General features: G+C 49.0%; 18 protein-coding genes and 1 other annotated feature. Of the genes, 2 read left to right on the forward strand and 16 right to left on the reverse strand.

Going from position 1 to position 23,538, the window contains the following annotated elements; translation table 11 throughout:
- Positions 1-18: 18 nt before the first annotated feature.
- Both DXC57_RS01840 and DXC57_RS01845 read right to left on the reverse strand, forming a co-directional pair.
- Positions 19-1,197: a phosphoribosylaminoimidazolecarboxamide formyltransferase gene (locus DXC57_RS01840; protein ID WP_022358717.1), complete on the reverse strand. Its 1,179-nt coding sequence runs from the start codon at positions 1,195-1,197 to the stop codon at positions 19-21.
- A 122-nt stretch (positions 1,198-1,319) separates the two neighbouring features.
- Positions 1,320-2,033 (reverse strand): IMP cyclohydrolase, encoded by a 714-nt coding sequence (locus DXC57_RS01845; RefSeq protein ID WP_117795557.1) that lies wholly within the window; start codon positions 2,031-2,033, stop codon positions 1,320-1,322.
- 566 nt (positions 2,034-2,599) lie between these two features.
- Between DXC57_RS01845 and upp the strand changes: the two genes are divergently transcribed.
- Entirely contained in the window at positions 2,600-3,229 is a 630-nt protein-coding gene (gene upp / locus DXC57_RS01850) for a uracil phosphoribosyltransferase (RefSeq protein ID WP_022358719.1), read from the forward strand.
- 91 nt (positions 3,230-3,320) lie between these two features.
- Here upp and DXC57_RS01855 read toward each other — a convergent pair whose 3' ends face one another.
- The 12 genes from DXC57_RS01855 to DXC57_RS01915 form a co-directional block, all read right to left on the reverse strand.
- Positions 3,321-5,279 carry a fructose-1,6-bisphosphatase gene (locus DXC57_RS01855; RefSeq protein ID WP_118650920.1) on the reverse strand — a complete coding sequence of 653 codons (1,959 nt, stop codon included), beginning with the start codon at positions 5,277-5,279 and terminating at the stop codon, positions 3,321-3,323.
- 405 nt (positions 5,280-5,684) lie between these two features.
- Positions 5,685-7,088, reverse strand: a complete 1,404-nt coding sequence (locus DXC57_RS01860; RefSeq protein WP_118650922.1) for a HAMP domain-containing sensor histidine kinase — start codon at positions 7,086-7,088, stop codon at positions 5,685-5,687.
- A complete protein-coding gene (locus DXC57_RS01865) occupies positions 7,085-7,789 on the reverse strand; it encodes a response regulator transcription factor (protein WP_022358722.1) in 705 nt (234 codons plus the stop codon). The genes DXC57_RS01860 and DXC57_RS01865 overlap by 4 nt, the downstream gene beginning before the upstream one ends.
- Before the next feature lie 85 nt (positions 7,790-7,874).
- Positions 7,875-9,398 carry a sulfite exporter TauE/SafE family protein gene (locus tag DXC57_RS01870; protein ID WP_118650924.1) on the reverse strand — a complete coding sequence of 508 codons (1,524 nt, stop codon included), beginning with the start codon at positions 9,396-9,398 and terminating at the stop codon, positions 7,875-7,877.
- Positions 9,399-9,480: 82 nt separating this feature from the next.
- On the reverse strand, positions 9,481-9,963 hold the full coding sequence (locus tag DXC57_RS01875) for a GNAT family N-acetyltransferase (RefSeq protein WP_118650926.1): 483 nt from the start codon (positions 9,961-9,963) through the stop codon (positions 9,481-9,483).
- 387 nt (positions 9,964-10,350) lie between these two features.
- On the reverse strand, positions 10,351-13,002 hold the full coding sequence (locus DXC57_RS01880; protein WP_118650928.1) for a valine--tRNA ligase: 2,652 nt from the start codon (positions 13,000-13,002) through the stop codon (positions 10,351-10,353).
- A 110-nt stretch (positions 13,003-13,112) separates the two neighbouring features.
- Positions 13,113-13,304 (reverse strand): DUF6472 family protein, encoded by a 192-nt coding sequence (locus DXC57_RS01885; RefSeq protein ID WP_022358726.1) that lies wholly within the window; start codon positions 13,302-13,304, stop codon positions 13,113-13,115.
- A 131-nt stretch (positions 13,305-13,435) separates the two neighbouring features.
- Positions 13,436-13,732, reverse strand: a binding site (T-box leader).
- Between the two features lie 270 nt (positions 13,733-14,002).
- Positions 14,003-14,935, reverse strand: a complete 933-nt coding sequence (locus DXC57_RS01890) for a prepilin-type N-terminal cleavage/methylation domain-containing protein (protein ID WP_207722904.1) — start codon at positions 14,933-14,935, stop codon at positions 14,003-14,005.
- Positions 14,936-15,129: 194 nt separating this feature from the next.
- Positions 15,130-15,996 (reverse strand): MetQ/NlpA family ABC transporter substrate-binding protein, encoded by an 867-nt coding sequence (locus DXC57_RS01895; protein WP_118650930.1) that lies wholly within the window; start codon positions 15,994-15,996, stop codon positions 15,130-15,132.
- A 98-nt stretch (positions 15,997-16,094) separates the two neighbouring features.
- Positions 16,095-16,760, reverse strand: coding sequence for a methionine ABC transporter permease (locus DXC57_RS01905; RefSeq protein WP_022358729.1), 666 nt, complete (start codon positions 16,758-16,760; stop codon positions 16,095-16,097).
- Between the two features lies 1 nt (position 16,761).
- Positions 16,762-17,775 (reverse strand): ATP-binding cassette domain-containing protein, encoded by a 1,014-nt coding sequence (locus DXC57_RS01910; protein ID WP_118650932.1) that lies wholly within the window; start codon positions 17,773-17,775, stop codon positions 16,762-16,764.
- 415 nt (positions 17,776-18,190) lie between these two features.
- On the reverse strand, positions 18,191-19,282 hold the full coding sequence (locus tag DXC57_RS01915; protein WP_118650934.1) for a glycosyltransferase family 2 protein: 1,092 nt from the start codon (positions 19,280-19,282) through the stop codon (positions 18,191-18,193).
- A gap of 307 nt (positions 19,283-19,589) precedes the next feature.
- On the opposite strand from DXC57_RS01915, the gene DXC57_RS01920 reads away from it, so the two are divergent.
- On the forward strand, positions 19,590-20,729 hold the full coding sequence (locus tag DXC57_RS01920) for a DUF362 domain-containing protein (protein WP_106999989.1): 1,140 nt from the start codon (positions 19,590-19,592) through the stop codon (positions 20,727-20,729).
- Positions 20,730-20,842: 113 nt separating this feature from the next.
- On the opposite strand, the gene DXC57_RS01925 is transcribed toward DXC57_RS01920, so the two are convergent.
- Together DXC57_RS01925 and DXC57_RS01930 are read right to left on the reverse strand one after the other, a co-directional pair.
- Positions 20,843-22,261, reverse strand: a complete 1,419-nt coding sequence (locus DXC57_RS01925; RefSeq protein WP_118650936.1) for a D-alanyl-D-alanine carboxypeptidase family protein — start codon at positions 22,259-22,261, stop codon at positions 20,843-20,845.
- Between the two features lie 195 nt (positions 22,262-22,456).
- Positions 22,457-23,443: a diaminopimelate dehydrogenase gene (locus tag DXC57_RS01930; RefSeq protein WP_117795607.1), complete on the reverse strand. Its 987-nt coding sequence runs from the start codon at positions 23,441-23,443 to the stop codon at positions 22,457-22,459.
- Between the last annotated feature and the right edge of the window lie 95 nt (positions 23,444-23,538).

Genomic DNA, 23,538 nt, shown 5'->3' on the forward strand with positions numbered 1-23,538 from the left:
TTCACACGCCCTTTTTCATTAATGATGGAACAGACGGATTCCCGTAAATGCCATTACAATACCATATTTATTGCAAACCTCGATTACATTGTCATCACGAACCGATCCGCCCGGCTGTGCGATGTACTGAACGCCGCTCTTGTGCGCGCGCTCAATGTTGTCGCCAAATGGGAAGAATGCATCAGAACCAATGGTTACACCCTTCATGCCGTCCAGCCATGCGCGTTTTTCCTCACGGGTAAATACCGGAGGTTTTACCTTGAAAGTTTTCTGCCATGCGCCCTCTTCCAGCACATCCATATATTCTTCTCCGATATAAACATCGATCGCATTGTCGCGGTCTGCACGCTTGATTCCATCCACAAACTGAAGATTTAACACCTGCGGAGATTGGCGCAGATACCAGTTGTCGGCTTTCTGACCTGCCAGACGGGTACAATGTACACGGGACTGCTGACCTGCGCCGATACCGATCGCCTGTCCATCCTTCACGTAGCAAACAGAGTTGGACTGTGTATATTTCAGGGTAATCAAAGATACGATCATGTCGATCTTCGCGTTATCCGGCAGCTCTTTATTCTCAGTCACGATATTTTCCAGCAGCTCACGGTTGATTGTCAGATTATTTCTACCCTGCTCAAAGGTCACGCCAAATACCTGTTTTCGCTCCACCGGAGCCGGTACATAATCCGGATCGATTTCAATGACATTGTACTTGCCATTTTTCTTTGATTCCAGAATCTCCAGCGCCTCCTTGGTATATCCCGGAGCAATCACGCCATCCGATACTTCTCTCTTGATGATGCGCGCCGTATCTGCATCGCAGACATCCGACAAAGAAATAAAATCGCCGAAGGAAGACATGCGGTCTGCACCTCGTGCTCTGGCATATGCACACGCAAGCGGAGATAAGTCTCCCATATCATCGACCCAGTAAATCTTACGCATCGTCTCATCTAACGGAAGTCCTACCGCTGCACCTGCCGGAGAAACGTGCTTAAAAGAAGTTGCCGCCGGAAGCCCGGTTGCCTCTTTCAGTTCTCTTACCAGCTGCCAGCCATTGAACGCATCCAGGAAATTGATATATCCCGGTTTGCCGCAAAGTACCTTGATTGGAAGCTCACTGCCGTCCGCCATAAAAATGCGGGACGGTTTCTGGTTCGGGTTGCATCCATATTTTAACTCAAGTTCGTTCATCTTCATTCCTCCTGTATACCCATTTAAACGCATGATTCAAATGCTGTATAAACAATTTTGTCTCTGACCTGTTTTCATTTTCAGACGGTTTTTGACTTTTTTAACTATTTTCCAGTCTGTTCCTACTTATTTTTATTAATGATCTTCGTCTGTGTCTCTCTGGTCGCAATATCAATATAGCGCACAAACAGAGATACCTTATTATCCGGGTTCAGATTCTCCCAGAGTGTCGCTGCAAACTCATCCAGGCTGTCCGGAATCTCGATCTTTTTCGGCTCACCCTCGAAGCTCGGAAGCGGATTGCCGTCGTGCATATAGGTGTGGATGAAATGTCCCTCGCCTGCAACCGGCTTCTCATACGCATATGTATAACGATGGCAGGAATCCGGATTGCCGTCGTTGGATTTCAGAATCGACAGCGCATAGTTGTAACCGCCATCCTCGATATGCAGGATACCGGAAATACGAGGTGTGTAGTTCGGCGCATCCGGCTCGAACTCGCGGCTTCTGAGGGACTGCTCAAAGGTCATCTGGCGATCCATTCCCTCATAAATCGTATCAGTCTGATCGCCGTTGGTCACGATCGTTTTATTTCCCAGCACACGGACCGGTGCATAGATAATCAGACTCGGATCTTCCAGCTTCGCCGGGTCAAATGCCTGTGTGCGGATGCCCTCACCTTCTTCTACAAACACACGGTTGCGGCTGTTCTCGCTTCTTCCCATGATAAAGTATGCCGTAACCGCCTTCTTTCCGTCCGGCGTCCGTCCAATGATAATTCCGCGTCCCGGATAAGAATTGTTTTTCAGTTCCTCTGCTATCGATACAGTCTTCATAATGGCAAAGCTTCCTCCTTCATTGTTGTGCAATAATTCACTACTTTATATTTTACCACATTCTATTCTCATTTCCAGTTAGATTTATTGATTTGTTTTCAGAAGTATTACTTATATATAGTACTGGTATTATTTTTTATTCTAATAAACATATAAAAGCACCTGCATCCTTTTACAAATGCTCTGCACTACTTCGTGACAAACCGCGTTACTGTTCACGCATACGTGCCCAGTAACGGAATTTGCCGTGGCTTCGCATTTAAATACGGCAAATTCCTGCTGCCACCACGTTTTCTTACGGCACTTTCGGTTCCAAAAGTGCCTACTTGTGAACAGTAACCAAACCGCTCTTTTACCAAAATACATCATAAAACAGACTGTTCAATCTGTACAATTCGGTGTATAATTAAAGAAAATATGCCATCAGGGCGATACATTTCACATATGTATACAGATTTTGGGAAATGACGGCATGAAGATAGCACAAAATTCGCAAGCGGTTTGCGCTATGCACCGTTACGAAAAAACGTTCATCATCAAAATTCAAGAAAAGGCAGGTTATGAATATGAAAAATGTAACAATTCTCGATCACCCGTTGATTCAGCACAAGATCTCGCTCCTCCGCAACAAGAACACCGGAACCAACGAATTCCGTTCCCTGACCGATGAGATTGCGATGCTGATGGGCTATGAAGCGCTTCGCGATCTTCCGCTGGAAGATCAGGAAGTAGAAACTCCGATCGAAACCTGCAGCACTCCGATGCTGGCTGGTAAAAAACTTGCCGTTGTCCCGATCTTACGTGCCGGTCTCGGTATGGTAAATGGTATTCTGGCACTCGTTCCGTCCGCAAAGGTTGGTCACATCGGACTCTACCGCGACGAGACAACCCATGAGCCGCACGAATACTACTGCAAGCTGCCAACCCCGATCGAACTGCGTACCATCGTTGTCACCGACCCGATGCTGGCAACCGGCGGTTCCGCAGTGGAGGCAATCGACTTTATCAAAGCACGCGGCGGAAAGAACATCAAATTCATGGCAATCATCGCTGCTCCGGAAGGATTAAAGAGACTGCATGAGGCACATCCGGATGTCCAGATCTATGTCGGTCATGTCGATCGCTGCCTGAATGAAAACGCTTACATCTGCCCAGGTCTGGGAGATGCAGGGGATCGGATTTTTGGTACGAAATAAATACTATAGCATTCACAAAAAATCGCTCTTCCCTCTTCCGGGTTGAGCGATTTTCCATTTTATCTTTATTTAAGATTTCGTTCTCAAATCGCTATCGCGTAAATTTCTCTGCTATAGCACCGCTATAGTACGCGTTCAGCAATTTTTCCAGATCCTTGATCTTCTCTTTCAGTTCCCGTCCGATATCGGTATCTCCGACACACTTACGCTCCGGCACCCATTTGACCATACGGCTCTCAGAATGGATGTCACTCTCCTTTTCGATCGCCGCCTCGGTGGACTCAAACGGATCGTGCGCGGCCAGAATCAGACCGTAGGAGTTGTATATCAGCGTATACCCCGCAATACCGGTTTCTTTCTGATATGCCCTTGAGAAACCACCGTCGATGACGAGAAGCTTACCGCCGCATTTGAGCGGACTCTCGCCGTCTTTGGATTTGACCGGGACGTGACCGTTGATGATGTGCGCGCCCTCCGGCTCCAGACCAAACTCACGGAGAATGCGGTCAAGCACTTCCTCATTTTCCAGCATATCGTAATACGGATTTTTTACTTCTTTATGTGTCTCTTTTTCTGCCAGAAAATAGCGCTCAAACGTTGCCATCTTGTCCTTGCCGAACAGCGGAGAATTTTCATTCAGCCAGATATACCACATCATATCCCTGCCTTTTTCCCGCTCTGCCTTATCGACCGCGACAAACCCCTTGCGGACATAATTGTCCAAAATATCGTACAGCGCCTTTCCCTTATATCGCTTGCCGTAGATCTCTACCTCCTTGAAGGTACCGTCCTTATTTAACGGAACACAGCCATGGTAGAGAAGGTTATTGTTGTATACTTTATAGAGACTTCCCTTCGCCAGCAAGAATTTCATATGCTGCTGCAGCTTCTCGCAGTTCATGAATGCACGTTCCAGACGTTCCATAATATCTGCTTCTTCCGGTGTAAATGCATATGGATCTTTCGGATCTACGGTCGGGAAATTCATATCGAGCATCTTGTACTCTTTGCCGCCCAGCTCCAGAACACCGCGTTCAAAATCAATATGATGCAGAAGATTTCGTTTCTCCAGGCCAAATTCCGGATGGCGCTTGATGATCTGCCCTTCCGCCTTGAACTGGATGATCGAGATCGCCTTGTGCATCTTCTGGTTCATCTCGCGCTCAGACGCACTGTAAGAGTCACTGCCCTTTAACTGGAAGCAGGTGCACGGGTCATCCCCATATGTATTGATCGCAAAGGTTGCCAATGGAAGAAGGTTGATGCCGTAACCATCCTCCAAAATATCCAGGTTTCCATATCGCGCGCAGATACGGATTGCGTTTGCAATACAGCCCATCTGTCCCGCTGCCGCGCCCATCCAGAGCACATCGTGATTGCCCCACTGGACATCAATCGAATGATAGGTCATCATCTTGTCCATGATGATATGCGGTCCCGGACCTCGGTCATAGATATCACCCACGATATGAAGATGATCGACCGTCAGGCGCTGAATCAGCTCACTTAGCGCTATGATAAAGGCTTTCGCCCGTCCCACACGGACAATCGTCTGGACGATCGCATCGTAGTAGGATTCCTTGTCCTGCAGATCGCCGCGCTCAGTCAGAAGCTCTTCCAGCACATAAGCAAATTCCTTCGGAAGCGCCTTGCGGATCTTCGAACGCGTGTACTTGCTCGCTGCCCGGCGGCAGACCGCAATCAGACGATAGAGTGTGATCTTGTACCAGTCATCCGGATTCTTCTCCGTCTGCAGAATCCGGCTCATCTTCTCCGCCGGATAGTAAATAAGGGTTGCCAGCGACTGCTTGTCCTGACGGCTCAGGGTATTTCCAAATACATCGTCAATCTTTCGCTTGACGGAACCGGAACCATTTTTCAATACATGGGAAAATGCCTCGTATTCTCCATGGATATCGGTCAGGAAATGTTCCGTTCCTTTCGGCAGATTTAAGATCGATTCCAGATTGATGATCTCCGTCGATGCCGCTGCAATCGTCGGGTAAAGCTCTGCCAGTCGATCCAGATAACGCGCCTGCAATGATTTCATGTTTTCTCTAACCCCTCCTGTTTGCGGACGCCCCTTTTGACCCTTTTTCACCCAATCCCGTGCAGCCTGCTTCCGATGCCCGTTATGCATATAAAACACACGCAAAAGATACACGCAGAAAGATGGAAAAGAATTTGTAATGCTTGTTGCAAACAATTACAAAAAATCGAAATGGCGTCTCATTTTTAATTCTGATACTTGTATCTTATCACACTTCTATTAAAAACACCATTTCGATTCCTATAATAAGTATTATTAGTATTTGCGCTGCCACCACGTTATCTTACGGCGCTTTCGGTTCCAAAAGTGCCTATTTATAAATATCCGGTCTCCACTTTGGCAGAATACCTTTGGTAGCCTCTGCTGCCGTGGTTTCCCGATCGTCATTATCGATGTCGCCCATACTCAATTTGACTGCCCTACCGGTAATATAACTATAAATTTACTTCCGCGCCCTTCCCTGCTTTCCGCCGTCACAGTCCCATGATGTGCCTCAACAATCGCTTTGACGATGGCAAGGCCGATTCCGGCGCCTCCAGTTTTGCGGTTTCTGGACAGATCGGTCCGGTAAAAACGCTCAAACACCAGTGGAAGATCTTCTTTTGAAATTCCAATTCCTTGATCCTCCACACTCAGTTCTGCGACCGTTTCACCGCAATTTACCCGTATCTGTATTTGCCCGTCCTCGTTTGAATACTTGACTGCATTGGAAAGTAGGTTATAAATCACCTGATACAGACGTCCCGCGTCTCCCTGCACGACTGCAGATTCTCCCTGAACCGTACATACAAGCTCTTTCTTCTTTAAATCCGGCTCAAAGGTCTTCTCCACCAGCCTGGATAATTCCAGCAGATCGACCGATTCCAGCACAAGCTCCAGCTTCTTATCTTCAACCTGACGCAGCTTCTCCAAATCAGCAATGATCCCTGACAGCCGCTCCAACTCCCCATAACAGTTCTGCAGCCGTTCTTTCGTCGGATCCCAGACACCGTCCAGCATCATTTCCAGATTTAGCGACACATTCGTCACCGGTGTGCGGAGTTCATGAGCTACATCTGAGGTAAGACGGCGGCGGAGCTTTTCTTGGCGTTCCAGGCTCTCTGCCATCTCATTGACCGATCGGCTCAGATTTTCCACTTCCTGAGTCTGCGCCCGTTCCGTCTGCAATCTCGCCTTATAATCTCCCTTTGCGATTTTCCTCGTCACTTCTGCCACATTCAACAACGGAACTGACAACCGTTTTGCCAGCATGGTTCCCATTGCCACCGCAGCCGTCAACACCACCAATCCAATCCCGATCAAAATCCGGTTCAAAGAATCCAGAAACCGAAAATCACTCTCATTAAAATAATAAGGACTGTAATAGCTCACATCCAGATACCCCACAATGGCATCCCTTTTCCGTATATCATAGCGGTACGTTGAAAATTCACCCTTTAACTGGGGGCGTTTCTCCTCCATTTCCGTGCGGATCTCCTGCATTACCTGATGGCATAACGTCATATCATGATTTTCAGCATCCCATACGACATGGTTTTCCCGATCCAACAGCCGGATCAGATATCCATCTTTCAATGCATACATTCCAATCCCATGGATGTAATCTACATTCCACTCACCATTCCTCTCATCATACTGGGATGGCAGTGATTCTGCCAGCTGTTCCGAAAAATTTTTCCTCTGCAACGCTACGTATCGCTCAAACTGACGGTTAATCAGACCATTCGCCACCGCTCCAATCAGAAGAACCGTGATCAGGACAATCAGTGCAAAACCGGTCGCCAGCTGCGTGCTGATTTTTTGCTTCATTCTGCCGTCCCTCCAAATTTATAGCCCATTCCATGAACCGTACAGAGATAAACCGGCTGCTTGGAATCGTCCTCTATCTTCTTCCGGAGATTTTTAATATGGGTATCGATTACCCGGTCATATCCAGAAAAATCCAGTCCAAAGACCAGCTCAATTAAATTTTCTCTGGTAAATATTTTTTGCGGATATTTCGTAAAGGCAGCCAGCAATTTCCACTCGATCGCTGTAAGCGCCACCGGTTCTCCTTTTTTCCTCACTTCTTTTCGGTCATAATCAATCACCAGATCTCCCTGATTCCAGGAAAACTGTCTGGCAAGCGGAACCAGATCCTCGGTCGAGCGCCGCAAAACCGCCTGCACGCGGGCAGATAAATTTTTCAGACTGAACGGCTTCGTAATATAATCATCCGCACCCAGATCCAGGCCATGAATCATATCATATTCCACATTTTTGGCAGTCAGCATGATGATCGGCACGCGCGACTGTTTCCGAATCCGGACACAGACTTCTTCTCCCGGCAGATCCGGAAGCATCAGGTCTAAAATCACCAGAGAAATCGGTTCTCTCTTCAAAATGTTCAGTGCCTCCTCGCCATTTTCCGCCCGAAAGACCTGGTAGCCCTGACTTTCCAGATAGGAAGCAACTGCCTCCCGAATCATCTCCTCATCATCTGCCACAAGCAGCTTCCTTTTCTCTGCCATTCTGCCCTCCTCTTGTCATGCCATATTCATTTTCCCATTCTGTCAATTATCCTGAATTCAGTCGCTTTTTGTTATTGTTTATAACTTAATAACCGCCACAGCAGCCCATTCCAAAATCACCTGCTTCCGAATCTTCGAACTCATCTTCACTGATTTCAGCATTTTTCGCCGGTTCCTCTGCCAGCGATTCTTTTTCTTCTTCATCCGTCACAAAAATCTTTCCACGGATCATTCCCATCCAGCAGGTATAATTAACGGTTCCTGTTTCTTCCGGCGTAAATTCAATTACATTTTCCCCCTCTGAAAACGTGTGCGAAATTCCGTACGCCCGCAGCACCATCCGGTAATTGCAACCATTCAGTGCTCCCTTCGGCACATCAATGATCCAGCGGACCGGAGTTCCTGCCTTTACCGTGATATTAGGGTATCGACCGCCGCTCAAGGTACTCCGCACAATCTGAACATCTGTTTTCTCCTCCGTGGCCGCCTCCGATTCGGATGAGGCAATCGATTCAGGCAGCGGTTCAGCTCCCATATTCGGTCCAGCCGAACGCAGGGTTTCTTCGACCTGGCTTCCTGCCGTCCCATCCAGAAGGCCCGACAAACTGAATCCCTGGGACAGCATCGCAAGCCCCAGAACCACTACCAGAACCGCCCCGATTTCCATGACCCGTTTCGTAAACCGTTTTCCAAGCAGCGATACGAACGAGCCCAGTCCCAGCATCAGTGGTACCGTTCCAAGACTGAACATAAACATAGAAAAAGCACCCGCCAGCGGATTTCCCGAAGCCAGCGCTACAATCTGCATCGACTGCAGCGGTCCGCACGGCATAAGCCCGTTCAACATCCCGACTATAAAAGGCTGTCGGTTGCCAACCTTTTTCTGGTTTACCCTGCCAGCCAGAAACCGTGGGATCTGTGGGGTAAAACGCCGCAGTCCCGGAAAAATACCCAGCATATTGATTCCCATGAGAACCATGAAAATACCGGCAATGATTTTCAAAATGCCCTGAAGAAAGAGCGAGATTCCCACACCGGAATCTCCGCCGATCAGCATTCCTGCAAATCCTAAAATTGCACCGATCACCGTGTAGGAGATCACACGTCCCAGGTTATAGAGAAGCGCCGACCCCAAAATCGATGCTCCGTTTCCTGTCTCCGTCCGCTTCTGCTGGATACACTGTGACAGGTTGATTCCGCCGCACATGGCAATACAGTGTACCGAAGTTAAAAGACCGATCACAAACAGCATCCCATATCCCATTCGGGTGTCCGCCAGCTGTCTTGGCACCAGCCGGTTCAGAATGCCCGAATTTTCAAGAAGCGCATAGAGTACCGCAATTACAATCAAAATATGAGCGGCTCTGCCCGGCTTCTGTTTGTTTCTGGCTTTTTCTGATAAAACCTCATATCCCGCGTCCCGGATCACCTGCTGGATCTCCTCCAATGTAATCCAGTCTGGATCGTAAACCAGATCGGCAGTACCATTCTGATAACTGACTCTGGCTGTCTCGATTCCTGCCGTATGGAGCAGAGCTGTTTCTATTTTATTCTGGCAGTTCACACAGGTCATGCCACCGATAAAAATCCTTGTTTTACTACGATTCATGCTTTCGCACCTCCTGACAGAGATACTAGCAAAAAAATGTGTGATTTTTATGTGGATTGTAAATGTCTGATCGCTTTCTTATTTAAAATTCATACCGCATCTGATACCAAGTCACATTCCCATGCACCGATTCCGAGATCCCTTCATTCTCAAATCCAAACTTGGCATAATAGGCTATCAATTTTTCCTTACACGTCAACACAAGTCCCTTCCTCCCCTTTTTTCTGGCATCCTCGATGGCGCACTGGAGCAACTGTCCCGCATAGCCATGTTTCCGGTATGCCGGGATCGTATTGACACCAAAAATCATCTGCCATGCGCCGTTTTCATCGTGCATTTCTGCCCGTTCGTACATCTCATCCGTCAGATCCGGCTTGTCTGTGACGAAACCGTCCACAAACGCAATCAGCTTTTCGCCTTCAAACATGAGCCAGAAATGATTTCCATAATATTTAATTCTCTCCGCAAACTCCTCTTTCGTTGCGGCTTCCGCTGCCGGAAAGCATTCTGCTTCCACGGCTGCAATCTGAGCCAGATCTGCTATTGTCGCTGTTCTTATCTCCATAATATCTCGTATAATCCAATTATCCTCGTTCGAGGATAAAAAAATAATCTCCTTTCTCTCTTCAAAGGCATTCGCCCATATAATTCAAGTCGAACGTCCGTGAGACTTGGCGCGTGATTCTGGTCAGCGAAGCTGACATATTCTTTACAGAATCACTGCGCATCCTCGCGGAGCGTTTATCTCAGTCGGAGAATGGACTCCCACTGAGACAAATTTGCTATTACTCACCACCTGAAGAGGTGGGAGTCTTCTCGACTGAGATAAAAAACAGAATAATTTCGGTTCCTTCTTTGCAAATAAGCCAATGCATATAGTTTTCCCCATACACATCGGCTTATTTCACGCATCAGGCGGATCTCTCGATCCTGCCTTTTACTTCATATTCAACTATTTCCGCAGCTGTGCCAGGCGCTCCTGTACCTGTGACATCATCTGGCGGTATTTCTCCAGCTTCTCGCGCTCTTCGGCAATCTTTGCCTCCGGTGCGCGGCTGACGAACTTTTCATTACTTAACATGCCCTCGGAACGGGCAAGCTCTTTTTTCAGCTTCTCTTCTTCCTTGCTGAGGCGTTCGATCTCTTTGTCCAGATCAACTAACTCTGCAAACGGCATATAGATGGTTGCCTTTGCAGTCACAGCCGATACGGCATCGTCTGCGATTCCGCTCTTGTCCTTCTGAAGGACAACCTCGCTCGCGTAGCCAAGAGTTGCGAAGAAGACACGGCTGTGCTCGAAGATGGCCAGAACTTCCGGATCCTCGGATACAACGTATACTTTTGCCTTCTTGCTCGGCGGTACGTTCATGGATGTGCGGACGCCGCGGATCGCGCGGACTGCATCCTTGATCGTCTCTACAGCTTTCTCCTCGTCTGCGAAATTCCACTCATCCTTGTACTCCGGCCAGGAAGAAATCATGATGGACGGTTCCTCATCCTGCAGGTTGCAGAAGATTTCCTCGGTGATGAACGGCATATATGGATGCAGCAGTTTCAAGGACTGGATCAGAACCGTTTTCAGGGTCCAGAGTGCAGCTGCCTTGGTGGTGTCTTCCTCGGACCAGAGTCTCGGTTTTACCATCTCGATGTACCAGTCGCAGAACTCCTCCCAGATGAAATCGTAAACCTTCTGGAGGGCGATTCCCAGCTCGTACTTATCCATGTTCTCGGTAACATCTTTTGCCAGCGTGTTGACCTTGGAGAGGATCCAGCGGTCAGCCATCTGTAGATCAGAAAGCTTCACATCCGTTACCGGCGCTTTTTCGATGTTCATCATAATGAAACGGGATGCATTCCATACCTTGTTTGCAAAGTTACGACTTGCTTCCACACGCTCCCAATAGAAGCGCATATCGTTACCCGGTGCGTTACCGGTCATCAGGGTCATACGAAGTGCATCGGCGCCGTACTTGTCGATAACCTCAAGCGGATCGATACCATTTCCAAGGGATTTACTCATCTTGCGTCCCTGGGAGTCGCGTACCAGACCGTGGATCAGGACGGTGTGGAACGGCTCTTTGCCCGTCTGCTCCAGACCAGAGAATACCATACGGATAACCCAGAAGAAAATGATATCGTATCCGGTTACCAGCACGTCGGTCGGATAGAAATATTCATATTCCGGTGTGTCCTTCGGCCAGCCGAGCGTAGAGAACGGCCACAGGGCGGAGGAGAACCAGGTATCCAGCGTATCCTCATCCTGATGCAGGTGGGTGCCGCCGCATTTCGGGCATACCGCCGGTGCGCTCTTGGCAACGATCATCTCGCCGCAGTCATCACAATAATAAGCCGGAATCCGGTGTCCCCACCAGAGCTGACGGGAAATACACCAGTCACGGATGCCCTCAAGCCAGTGCAGATAGGTCTTTCCGAAGCTCTCCGGAACGAATTTAAGTCTGCCGGATTTAAGTGCCTCTACCGCCGGTTTCGCCATCTCTTCCATCTTGACAAACCACTGCGGTTTTACCATCGGCTCTACGGTTGTGCCGCAGCGGTCGTGGGTACCTACGTTGTGGGAATGCGGAACGACTTTGACTAAAAGTCCCATTTCCTTCAGATCCTCTACCATAGCTTTTCTCGCCTCGTAGCGGTCCATGCCCTGATATTTGCCCGGTACGCTGATGGTTGCATCGTCATTCATGATGCAGATCTCTTCCAGGTTGTGGCGTTTTCCTACCTCAAAGTCGTTCGGGTCATGTGCCGGTGTGATCTTTACGCAACCGGTACCGAACTCTTTATCTACATACTCATCCGCGATGACCGGAATCTCTCGGTCGGTCAGCGGCAGTTTTAACATCTTGCCTACGATATCCTTGTAGCGCTCATCCTCTGGGTTGACAGCTACCGCAGTATCGCCTAACAGCGTCTCCGGACGGGTGGTTGCGATCTCGACGAAACGTCCCTCTTCGCCGACGATCGGGTAATTGATGTGCCAGAAAAAGCCGTCCTGCTCCTCATGCTCTACCTCGGCATCCGAAATGGAAGTCTGGCAGACCGGGCACCAGTTGATGATACGGGATCCCTTGTAAATATAACCTTTTTCATACAGTCTGGTAAATACTTCCAGAACCGCCTCGGAACAGCCCTCGTCCATCGTGAAACGCTCGCGGTCCCAGTCAGCGGAGGAACCCAGCTTGTGAAGCTGTTTTACGATACGGCTGCCGTACTCTTCTTTCCACTCCCATGCTTTCTCCAGGAAGCCCTCACGACCCAGATCATGCTTGTCAATGCCCTGTTCTTTCAGCTTATTGATAACCTTAACCTCCGTTGCGATCGCCGCATGGTCGGTACCCGGCTGCCACAGTGCCTCATAGCCCTGCATTCTCTTGTAACGGATCAGGATATCCTGCATGGTGTTATCCAGCGCATGGCCCATATGAAGCTGTCCTGTAATATTTGGCGGCGGCATCACAATCGTGAACGGCTTCTTGCCGTTTCTGCGTCCGCGCTCTGCATCGGCGTGGAAATATTTGCTGTCCAGCCATTTCTGATACAGGCGATCTTCAATATCCGCCGGATTATATGTTTTTTCCAGTTCTTTCATTGATCGATTCTCCTTTTGTGTTTTAACTCATCAAATGCTGTTTATCCTCGCATTCTATCATGAACCGCATCTTGTTTACCTTCATTTTGTGTAATTTCCGATGCAGTTTCTTACATCTGTTTCCGGACAATCTTGTACTCATCATCCGTCTGGTAGTACGGGCAGACAAAACGCTGGTTGCTTAAAAATGCCGCCATCTCGTCCTCATCCAGATCTGCCTCGCACAGATAATACCCATAATCATCGTCATAGACATAATTGCCGCACGTATCACAGCTTGTCAGCGGACCCTGTTTTTTCATCTGTTTTGTCCTTTCCGAAGCGCGTTTCCTATGAAAAAGAATGTGCCTTGGCGCATCCTCGCGGAGCGTTTTTTGTTTCATAGGACGTAATTTCCTATGAAATGAAAAAGCCCCTTGCAGACATATCATCTGCAAAGGGCGTCATATACGCGGTACCACCTTAATTCAATCAGGATTTCCGCCTGCCGGTGTTTTCTTTGCACACATCCAGATTTTATCCCAATCCTCTTGATTCTATAACGGGAACTCCCGTGATCTCTTATCCACCACTCTCTTTCACACCATTCCTAAGTCATAGCAGAACGCAGTTTTTCAGAAATCCGGCTCCGAAGCTACCTTCCACATCCGTTTCCCGAAACCGTCTCTCAACCTGCGCGGTTCTCTCTGTCAGGGCTTCTATGTGTACTCCTCTTCTTCACTGCCTTTCATTTTTCAGTTCCTTGTTATCATAGAGGTTTTTCGGGAAAATGTCAAGGTTTTCGGCACAGGTTGGTAAATGATATATGCCCGTTACTGTTCACAGGTAGGCACTTTTGGAACCGAAAGTGCCGTAAGAAAACGTGGTGGCAGCAGGAATTTGCCGTATTTAAATGCGAAGCCACGGCAAATTCCGTTACTGGGCACGTATGCGTGAACAGTAACATATGCCCTGGCTCCCCCCACTTTAAAGACGCCCACCTGTAACAGCTGCACAGCCCCTACTTCGGCAGCGTATCCTTATACTGTGGATACGTCCCATCCGTCACCAGCTTTGCGTATGCATCATATGCCTCCTGCAGATTCTTATACTTTTTATCCTCCGAAAGACATTCCCTATACTGTTGTGGAGTTAGATGATCGGCGATTGCTACATAATTACCAGCTGTATTCTTTCGAATAGCGGTAGTTGTTTCTGAAATATAAAACCTTCCATCTGCTGTACTGATAATAACCGGTATCTTCTTTCCTGCACCAACCGAATCTGAGGATATATCTACAGATGTCCAGAATAAATATCGCTTCGACCTATCCTTCGCATCTCCCAGATAGGCCCAGGTTCCCTTTTTTAACAGGCTGTCCTCCTCAATCTTTGCCTGTATCTCTGGAAGCATATTGGATTTTGTACAGTTGGAATCAATTTCAAAATTGTTGTTATTACCCAGCATTTCCAATACGCCGCTCTTATTCAAGGGCGCATGCATATCGCAATTGATATTAAACGTATATTTCTGTTCCGAACCGCCTGTACCATTTTTACCTTTCCAGTTAAAAAGTACTCCCGAATTTGGCTGATAGGAAACTTCACATTCCCCACCCGGAACCGGATAACCAATCCAGTTTGCCGTATCACCCTGATCATTATAATGCATCACTCCACCTATCGTCACCGGGTCATGCGACTGCCATTTTGCTTTTTTCTGCTTCAGCTTTACAACCTTCACTTCATTCTCTGTATCCTCAATCATGACCGCTGCCATCACCTCTGCATAGGCAGAACGGACATTGGCAAGATCCGTGGCCTCTCGGCTAGCCTCCAGCTGCCTGGTGAAAATAGGAATAGAAATTGCAACTAAAATGGCAACAATCGCAACGACTACCAACAGCTCCGCCAGCGTAAAGCCCTTTTTCCTATTCTGTATATGAATTCCCATTCTTATCACCCACCTGTCACCTTTATCCCTTTTTTGTTTTATTCTATCACATGATTCTAAAAAATTCACGCAAAACGTTTTGCATCTGACGCACATTCCCATAAATCGAAAGAAGAGGCCTCCGCCTGCGGTTTTCACCGCAAAGCATCCGCCTCTTCCCCATTTCATTGCTGTAATCAAATTCCTGCCGTCAATTAAAACAGCGGAACAACCGCTCCATCATACTTCGTCTCGATGAACTCTTTGATATCATCACTTGTCAGGACTTCCATCAGAGCTTTTGTCTTGTCGCTCTCCTCGTCACCTTCACGGACTGCTACGACATTTCCGTATGTCTGGGCTGCCAGAGAATCAGAAGCCTCTACTGCCAGAGCATCGGTTACCTTTAAACCAGCCTCGATTGCGTAGTTGCCGTTGATAACTGCAATATCAGCATCCTGTAAGGAACGCGGAAGCTGTGCTGCCTCAAGCTCTACGATATCCAGGTTCTTCGGGTTTTCTGTAATATCATTGATAGTTGCGGTCAGACCTGCATCCTCTTTCAGTGTCAGAAGACCCTGATCCTGAAGAAGCAGAAGTGCTCTTGCCTCGTTGGTTACATCGTTTGGCACCAGAACCTCTGCGCCGTCAGCCAGCTCATCTAAAGAATCGCTCTTGCCTGCGTAGATGCCGAATGGCTCATAATGAATTGCACCTGCACTTACCAGGTGAGTGCCATTTTCCTCATTGAAGGTATCCAGATATGGTTTGTGCTGGAAGTAGTTTGCATCCAGATCGCCGGACTCCAGTGCGTTGTTCGGCTGTACATAGTCAGTATACTCTACGATCTCCAGATCGTAGCCCTTGTCTGCCAGAAGGTCTCTTGCAGCTTCCAGGATCTCAGCGTGCGGTGCCGGGCTTGCGCCTACTACCAGCTTCTCCAGATCGCCGTCTGCCTCTTTAGCCTCTGCTGTCTCTGCAGCAGTCTCAGCAGTTGTCTCATTCGAGCTGTAAGAGCAGCCTGCTAAGGATGCAGCAGCCAGCAGTGCCAGGAATGTGGTTCCTAAGAATGATTTTTTCATAGTGATCTCCTCCTCTTTGTGTGTTTAAATTTATATTTCAGAAATGTCCTGCATCTGCCACAGACGATAGGCTGCATTTCATTTCTGTAAATATCTTATTAACGGATTCTCTTATCACTTCTTCTCGAACTCCGCGTAAAGATCTCCTGAATCAGTTGTGCGATAATAACGAGAATCACAACGGTAACCAGCATCATATCTGCCTGATAACGGTGGTATCCATATCGGATCGCCACATCGCCCAGACCGCCGGCGCCGACACAGCCTGCCATCGCGGAATATCCGAGGATTGTCGTGATCGATATCGCTGCGCCGACTAACAGGGACGGCTTGGACTCCGGAAGCAGCACCTTGAAAATAATCTGCCAGGTTGAAGCGCCCATTGATTTTGCTGCTTCAATCACGCCTGCATCAATTTCCTTTAATGATGCCTCTACCATACGGCTGATGTACGGGAACGCCGCGATTACCAGCGGTACAACTGCCGCATTTGCTCCGATCGTCTTTCCCACGATCGCGCGGGTCAGCGGCATTACCATCGCTAACAGGATGATAAACGGCACCGAACGGAGCAGGTTGACAATCACGCCCGCCACTTTGTTGAACAGCGGCACCGGACGGATGCCGTCTTTATCGGTTACAACCAGCGCCACGCCGAGCGGGATGCCGATCAAATAAGAAATCAGGGAAGAAAGACCTACCATATATAAGGTTCTCCAGGTCTCTTTTACCAGCATACTGACTGTCTTCGCATCAAATACCATCTTAGCGCACCTCCTCATAGGTCACACCGACCGTTTTTAAATAATTGCAGATACGCCCTGCATCTACCTCGTCCTCCGGGAGCTGCAGAAGCATCTGTCCCATCGCCTTGCCCCCAATATCGTGGGTATCCGCGAGAAGGATATTGACCGGAACCTTGCAGGCTAATACCATATTAGAAATAATTGGCTCCGAAGATTCCTGTCCATTGAAAATAACGCGGATCTGGCGCGCTCTGGCAAAGCTTGTCTTCTGCCCTGCCGTCTCTCCTAGAATCAGCTGCCGCCCAATCTCCGACTTCGGACCGGAGAAAATCTCTGATACCTTGCCAGACTCTGCAATGTGGCTGTGGTCGATGATCGCCACACGGTCACAGATAGACTCAATAACTGCCATCTCATGGGTAATCACGATCACAGTAATGCCGAGTTCGCGGTTAATCTTCTTGAGAAGCTCCAAAATCGATTTTGTCGTATTCGGGTCGAGCGCACTCGTCGCCTCATCGCAAAGCAGCACCTTCGGGTTCGTGGACATCGCACGTGCAATCGCCACACGCTGCTTCTGTCCGCCGGAGAGCTGTGCCGGATATGCCTTCATCCGCTCTTCCAGACCGACTAATTTTAAAAGCTCAGCCGCCCGTTTCTTCGCCTCTGCTTTCGGGACACCGGCAATCTCCATCGGAAAGCACACATTCTGGAGTACATTTCTCTGTGCCAGAAGATTGAACTGCTGGAAAATCATCCCCATCGACTGTCTGGCTTTCCGAATCTCCGACTCCTTCATCATCGACAGGTTCTGTCCCTCAAAAATAACCCGTCCCGCCGTCGGTGTCTCCAGATAATTGATACACCGGACCAGCGTACTCTTTCCTGCACCTGACAGACCGATAATTCCAAAAATCTCGCCCTTCAGGATTTCCAGGTTAATATCATCTAACGCGGTCACCGTTCCGTTCGTTGTCTGGAATTGCTTTCCCAGTCCTTCCAGGCAGATGATCGCTTCCTTTCTCTGCTCCATTGTCTTTTCCCCTCTCTTTTTCCGAATATACAGCATTGCATAAAAGATGCCACTACTGTTTTTCTGTCACAGGAAGCAGTTAGTGCCTTTTTGTGTCATAAGGAATTTCAAGGAATTTCCTATGACACAAAAAAGCCGCGGATCCAGTACGGATCGCGGCTTCCTATGCTATACTTACAGGTCTATCCGACCAGCCCGTTCCGTCTTTCATGCACACAAATATGACAGCACATCATACACATGCCGTTCATCATCATATTCATCTGCATGGCTTTACTCTGACGCATCGGACCTGTCCCCTTTCAGCTTATATTCCCTTATTCCTGATAGGAATTACTTGTTTATGAAGATACACCCATTTTCCGGGTTTGTCAAGTGTTTCCTGAATTTTTAAGAGCTATTTTTTAGAGCTATTTCACTCCTGCTCCGGTTTTTGCACAGCTTCTCTTCTTTTTGATATCTGGAGTTCCCGTGCTTCTGCACGGCCGCGGCGCAAATTTTCTCCTGGCATCTCCTGTTTCCGGCTGCGCCCTTTCTCACGCTCGCGGATGCGATCCGGCGTGCGGCTCTCAATGATATAGCGCGGGCGGTGCTTCGACTCCAGATAAATCTTTCCGACATACTCTCCGACGATTCCGACCGAGAGAAGAAGCAGTCCGCCGATAAACCAGAGCGATACCATCATGCCCGCCCAGCCGGTGATCGTATTGCCCCGGAAGAAATCAACTACCGCCCAGATAAGGAATCCAATACTGACAAAAAATGCCGCAATTCCCATGAACGTAATCATCCGGATCGGCTTTGTGCTCAGCGAAGTGATGCCCTCGATCGCAAAAGCCAGCATCTTTTTCAGCGGATATTTGCTCTCCCCTGCTGCCCGCTCTTTACGGTCATAATATACCACATCGGACGGATAACCGATCATCGGGACAATCCCGCGCAGAAACAGATTGACCTCCGAAAATTCCGCCAGCCCTTCCAGTGCCCTCCGGCTCATCAGGCGGTAATCCGCATGATTATACACGGTGTTCGCTCCCAGCGCATTCATAATCTTATAAAATCCCAGCGCAGTTGTACGCTTAAAAAATGTATCCGTCGCCCTGTGGCGGCGCACACCGTACACGATGTCACAGCCAGCCATATACCGCTCGATCATCGCGTCGCATGCGTCCACATCATCCTGCAGATCGGCATCCATCGAGATCGCCGCGTCACACCGCCGTCTCGCCGCCTCAAAAAGCCCGGCTAAAAGCGCGTTCTGATGACCGCGGTTGCGGCTCAGCTTCACACCTGCAAACCGCTCGTCCTTCTCATGGAGTTCCTCGATCAGCTTCCATGTTCTATCCTTCGAACCGTCGTCTACCATCAGCACCCGGCTTCCCGGATGAATCCGGCGGCTGCGGGTTAAATCATCTAATTTTTTACCTAAAAATTCTGCCGTCAATGGCAGAACTTCCTCTTCGTTGTAGCAAGGCACCACGATATAGATAACCGGTGCATTTCTCATACTGTCATCTCCTGCCCGGGTCACTGTCCCTTCTATGCAGACAAGTCCCCTCGTATTTTCAAAAGCAGGTTTCCAGATACAGGTATCTTGCCAGAATCCCCCTGCAGCTGAAATCTGCTTTTTCCGTATTTTCCTATTATATAGGAACTACATTAAAAAGAAAAGTAAATTTTTGACACATCCACCCGATTCCGGTATAATAGAATTGATATTTTTATCACTTTACTATTACTCGCCACCTAAAGAGGTGGGCGTCTTCTCGACTGAGAAAAAAATCAAAAAAAGCCATCTATCAGGAGGTATTCATATGTCAAAAAACGAAAAAGCAAAGGTATATTTTACAGATTTCCACACCATTGCATTTGGCGACGGTCTCCCTACCAAATTAAAAAAACTGATCCGTAAAGCCGGGATCGGTTCCATCGATATGGATGGTAAATTTGTCGCTATCAAGATGCACTTTGGTGAACTTGGAAATATCAGTTATCTGCGTCCGAATTATGCCAAAGCCGTTGTTGATGTCATCAAAGAACTGGGCGGCAAACCATTTTTAACAGACTGCAATACGATGTATCCAGGCAGCCGCAAGAATGCGCTCGAGCACCTGGAATGCGCCTGGGAAAACGGATTTACCCCGTTGACTGTCGGATGTCCAATCATCATCGGTGATGGATTAAAAGGCACCGATGACATCGCTGTTCCGGTGGCCGGAGGCGAATACATCAAAGAAGCTAAGATCGGCCGCGCCGTCATGGACGCCGATGTCTTTATCAGCCTGACCCATTTCAAGGGACATGAGATGACCGGCTTCGGCGGTACGATCAAAAATATCGGCATGGGCTGCGGTTCTCGCGCCGGTAAGACCGATCAGCACAGCAGTGGAAAACCACACGTCAAGGAAAAGCTCTGCCGGGGCTGCCGCCGCTGTCAGAAGGAATGTGCCAACGGCGGTCTCGTTTTCGATGAAGCCTCCAGAAAAATGCACGTGGATGCTGAGCACTGCGTCGGCTGCGGACGGTGTCTCGGCGCCTGCAATTTTGACGCAATCGAATTTGACAACAACGCAGCCAACGAGCTGTTAAACTGCCGTATGGCGGAATACACAAAAGCCGTTGTGGATGGACGTCCAAACTTCCATATTTCCCTGGTCGTTGACGTCTCCCCGAACTGCGACTGCCACGGTGAAAATGACGTACCGATCCTTCCAAATCTTGGTATGTTTGCTTCTTTCGATCCGCTGGCACTCGATCAGGCCTGTGTGGACGCCTGTCTGGCCGCTGCTCCGATGCCGGGCAGCCAGCTTGCAAAACATCTTGCTGATCCGGATTTCCACGATCACCATGACCATTTCACAAATTCCACACCAGAATCTGAGTGGAAAAGCTGCCTGGCACACGCGGAGAAGATCGGTCTGGGAAGCCGGGAGTATGAATTGATCACACTATAATAACATCACCCCCATCTGCCAGCTATGCCGCCGGTCTTTTTGCGACCGCAGAGCTGTGAAAAACGGAGCCGCCCCGGTCTTTTCTGCCGGTCGGCTCCGTTTTATGCTCTTCTTTATTTCTGAATCCAGACACCATTCGCATCGACTCTATATCCGTCCGGTGTCGTTCCATTGACAAACAATGCTCCGTCAGCACTCACATAATACCAGTATCCATTCGTCTGAATCCAGCGGCTCTTCGCCATAGCCCCGCTTTCGGTATAATAATGCCAGGAGCCGTTTACCATCTGCCAGTCACGCGCCATCCACGCATCTGCATGGAAATAGTATGTCTCTCCCTTGATCAGGAGACTCTCATTTGCCGCGTAGGTTCCGTTTGCTTTCAGGTATTTCCATTCATTTCCAAACTGCTGCCACGCACCGTCGCCCTGAGCAGCTGTATTGCCAGCTCCAGAGCTACCCGGTCCGCCCTGACTGCCGGAAGAAGAGGTATTTTTGCTGGTCGTATTGCCGGACGGCTTGCTGGAATTTGACGTACTGTTGTTCGCCGCATCCGATACCGAGGTGTTCGTGCCAGCCGGTGTGCCGGATGCGCTTCCCGCCACTGCAAAACCATAGTCCAGCAGCTTTTTCGTATCGTCATAATGGGTCTGCGAACTCTTTAAAATAACTGCAATCAGGCGCACGCCATTTCGCTCTGCACACGTTACCAGCGTGTTGCCTGCCAGGGAGGTATAACCGGTCTTTCCGCCTATGATTCCCTCATAGTACTGGGAATTTGCCGGATTGAGCATCTTATGTCCCATCGTAAGCGTCCGCACCGTCGGCACGCTGGCAGTCGCCGGGAAATCGTAATGCAGGGTCGATGCAACCTGACGCACCGTCGCATTATTGAATGCAGCATTTGCAATCAGCGCCATATCATGTGCGGTTGTAAAATGGTTCGCATTGTTCAGACCGTTCGGGTTTGCAAAATGCGTATGCGTGCATCCTAAGGACGCTGCCTTCTCATTCATCTTATCCGCAAACGCGCTGACACTGCCGGACACGTGCTCCGCCAGTCCGTTTGCCACCTCATTTGCCGATTTTAAAAGCAGACCATAGAGACAGTCCTTAACCGTAAAGGTATCACCCGCCTTGACCTGCAGCGTCACCGCGCCCGATTCCAGATTCGAAACTGCCGTCTGGGAAAAGGTTACCGTATCACTCAGATTACAGTTTTCCGCTACCAGAAGCGCCGTCATCAGCTTCGTGATGCTGGCTGGATAATACTGCGTATCTGCATTCTTGGAAAACAGGAACTGGTTGTGCGTCGCATCATAGAGCACTGCGCCCTGCGCTGCCACCGTCGGCTGAGCTGCATTCTGTAAAGTAACCGTTGCTCCCGAAGGAACTGCGCCGGAGACCGTGCCTCCTGCCGCCTGTCCCGGACCGGTCGCCCCGTCTGTCGCAGCAAATGCAGTCCATGACACAGACATCATAAGTGCCATTCCCAGGCAGAGGGAACGCACGGATTTTTTCCATTTATTCATCGTATATTGTCCTTCCTGTATGTATTTTCGCTTTTCTCCTACCCGCCAGCTCCCGCAAACGTAAAGTTACGTTCACTCATTGCGCGGACTTTAACGGATTTTGCCAGTGCTGCGCAGGTACAAATCATGCAAATCTGTCTTACATTTTACTTCATTTTAAGCGACAATACAAGTTGAAAGGAAAATTTGAAATTATTACAGATACTTCTTCCGCAGATCTGCCCCACTCTCTGCCGACAGATATGCCGGTGCCACATCAAAGACGGTCTTGCAGCCTTTCTGGCCTTCCTGGTTCATCTTGTATGCCGCGCGTGCGTATGCCACGATGATGGAGGAAGTAAATTCCGGGTTGGAATCCAGCTTTAAGCTGTACTCGATGATATGGTGGTTCTCTTTGTTCCAGCCGGTCTTACCGCTGCGGAGTACAAAACCACCGTGCGGGAGACGGTTGTGATCGCGTTTCAGTTCTTCTTCGGTGATGAAATGAACCGTTGTGTCATAATCAGAAAAGTAGTTCGGCATGGTCTTGATCTCATTCTCGATCTTTGCCTGATCCGCGCCCTCTTCTGCCACAACAAAGCACTCTCTGGTGTGTTTTTCGCGGGTGGTCAGCTCTGGGCTGCTGCCGCTTCTGACTGCCTCCAGTGCACTCTCAACTGGGATTGTGTACTGTCTGGCATCCTTGACGCCCTCGATCCGGCGGATCGCATCGGAATGTCCCTGGCTGACGCCCTTGCCCCAGAATGTATAATTTTCGCCCTCCGGCAGGCATGCAGCTGCATAGAGACGGTTCAGGGAGAACATACCCGGATCCCAGCCAACGGAGATGATGCCAACCTTTCCGGATTTCTGTGCGGACTCATCGACTGCTGCGAAATGCTCTGGAATCTTTGCATGGGTATCGAAGCTGTCCACTACGTTAAACCACTGTGCATATTTCGGAGTCTGGACCGGCAGATCCGTAGCCGAACCGCCGCAGAGAATCAAAACGTCGATCTCGTCTTTCTTCGCCTCTGCCTCATCTACATGATAAACCGGTACGCCCTCGGTCAGGATCTTGACCGTTTCCGGCGCACGCCGTGTAAATACTGCTTTCAGTTCCATATCCGGATTCTGGCGGATCGCACACTCCACGCCGCGTCCCAGATTTCCATATCCTAAAATTCCAACTCGGATACTCATAGATATTCCTCCTAAAGGTACAAAATTTGCCACGGATCCGGCTCTATTTTCCAGCTTACGTGATCCGATTTTACTTAAAAATTTCAAGTGTTCCC

It is taken from the genome of Clostridium sp. TF06-15AC, assembly GCF_003481165.1.
GTDB lineage: Bacteria > Bacillota > Clostridia > Lachnospirales > Lachnospiraceae > Otoolea > Otoolea fessa.

Excerpts from the sequence above, each read along its gene's own strand:
- DXC57_RS01875 (WP_118650926.1), bottom strand. The coding sequence starts at position 9,963 with ATGGAGATAAGAACAGCGACAATAGCAGATCTGGCTCAGATTGCAGCC.
- DXC57_RS01890 (WP_207722904.1), bottom strand. The coding sequence starts at position 14,935 with ATGGGAATTCATATACAGAATAGGAAAAAGGGCTTTACGCTGGCGGAG.
- DXC57_RS01920 (WP_106999989.1), top strand. The coding sequence starts at position 19,590 with ATGTCAAAAAACGAAAAAGCAAAGGTATATTTTACAGATTTCCACACC.
- DXC57_RS01930 (WP_117795607.1), bottom strand. The coding sequence starts at position 23,443 with ATGAGTATCCGAGTTGGAATTTTAGGATATGGAAATCTGGGACGCGGC.
- DXC57_RS01870 (WP_118650924.1), bottom strand. The coding sequence starts at position 9,398 with ATGAATCGTAGTAAAACAAGGATTTTTATCGGTGGCATGACCTGTGTG.
- DXC57_RS01910 (WP_118650932.1), bottom strand. The coding sequence starts at position 17,775 with ATGGAGCAGAGAAAGGAAGCGATCATCTGCCTGGAAGGACTGGGAAAG.
- DXC57_RS01860 (WP_118650922.1), bottom strand. The coding sequence starts at position 7,088 with ATGAAGCAAAAAATCAGCACGCAGCTGGCGACCGGTTTTGCACTGATT.
- DXC57_RS01840 (WP_022358717.1), bottom strand. The coding sequence starts at position 1,197 with ATGAACGAACTTGAGTTAAAATATGGATGCAACCCGAACCAGAAACCG.
- DXC57_RS01925 (WP_118650936.1), bottom strand. The coding sequence starts at position 22,261 with ATGAATAAATGGAAAAAATCCGTGCGTTCCCTCTGCCTGGGAATGGCA.
- DXC57_RS01880 (WP_118650928.1), bottom strand. The coding sequence starts at position 13,002 with ATGAAAGAACTGGAAAAAACATATAATCCGGCGGATATTGAAGATCGC.
- DXC57_RS01855 (WP_118650920.1), bottom strand. The coding sequence starts at position 5,279 with ATGAAATCATTGCAGGCGCGTTATCTGGATCGACTGGCAGAGCTTTAC.
- DXC57_RS01895 (WP_118650930.1), bottom strand. The coding sequence starts at position 15,996 with ATGAAAAAATCATTCTTAGGAACCACATTCCTGGCACTGCTGGCTGCT.
- DXC57_RS01905 (WP_022358729.1), bottom strand. The coding sequence starts at position 16,760 with ATGGTATTTGATGCGAAGACAGTCAGTATGCTGGTAAAAGAGACCTGG.
- DXC57_RS01915 (WP_118650934.1), bottom strand. The coding sequence starts at position 19,282 with ATGAGAAATGCACCGGTTATCTATATCGTGGTGCCTTGCTACAACGAA.
- upp (WP_022358719.1), top strand. The coding sequence starts at position 2,600 with ATGAAAAATGTAACAATTCTCGATCACCCGTTGATTCAGCACAAGATC.
- DXC57_RS01845 (WP_117795557.1), bottom strand. The coding sequence starts at position 2,033 with ATGAAGACTGTATCGATAGCAGAGGAACTGAAAAACAATTCTTATCCG.
- DXC57_RS01865 (WP_022358722.1), bottom strand. The coding sequence starts at position 7,789 with ATGGCAGAGAAAAGGAAGCTGCTTGTGGCAGATGATGAGGAGATGATT.
- DXC57_RS01885 (WP_022358726.1), bottom strand. The coding sequence starts at position 13,304 with ATGAAAAAACAGGGTCCGCTGACAAGCTGTGATACGTGCGGCAATTAT.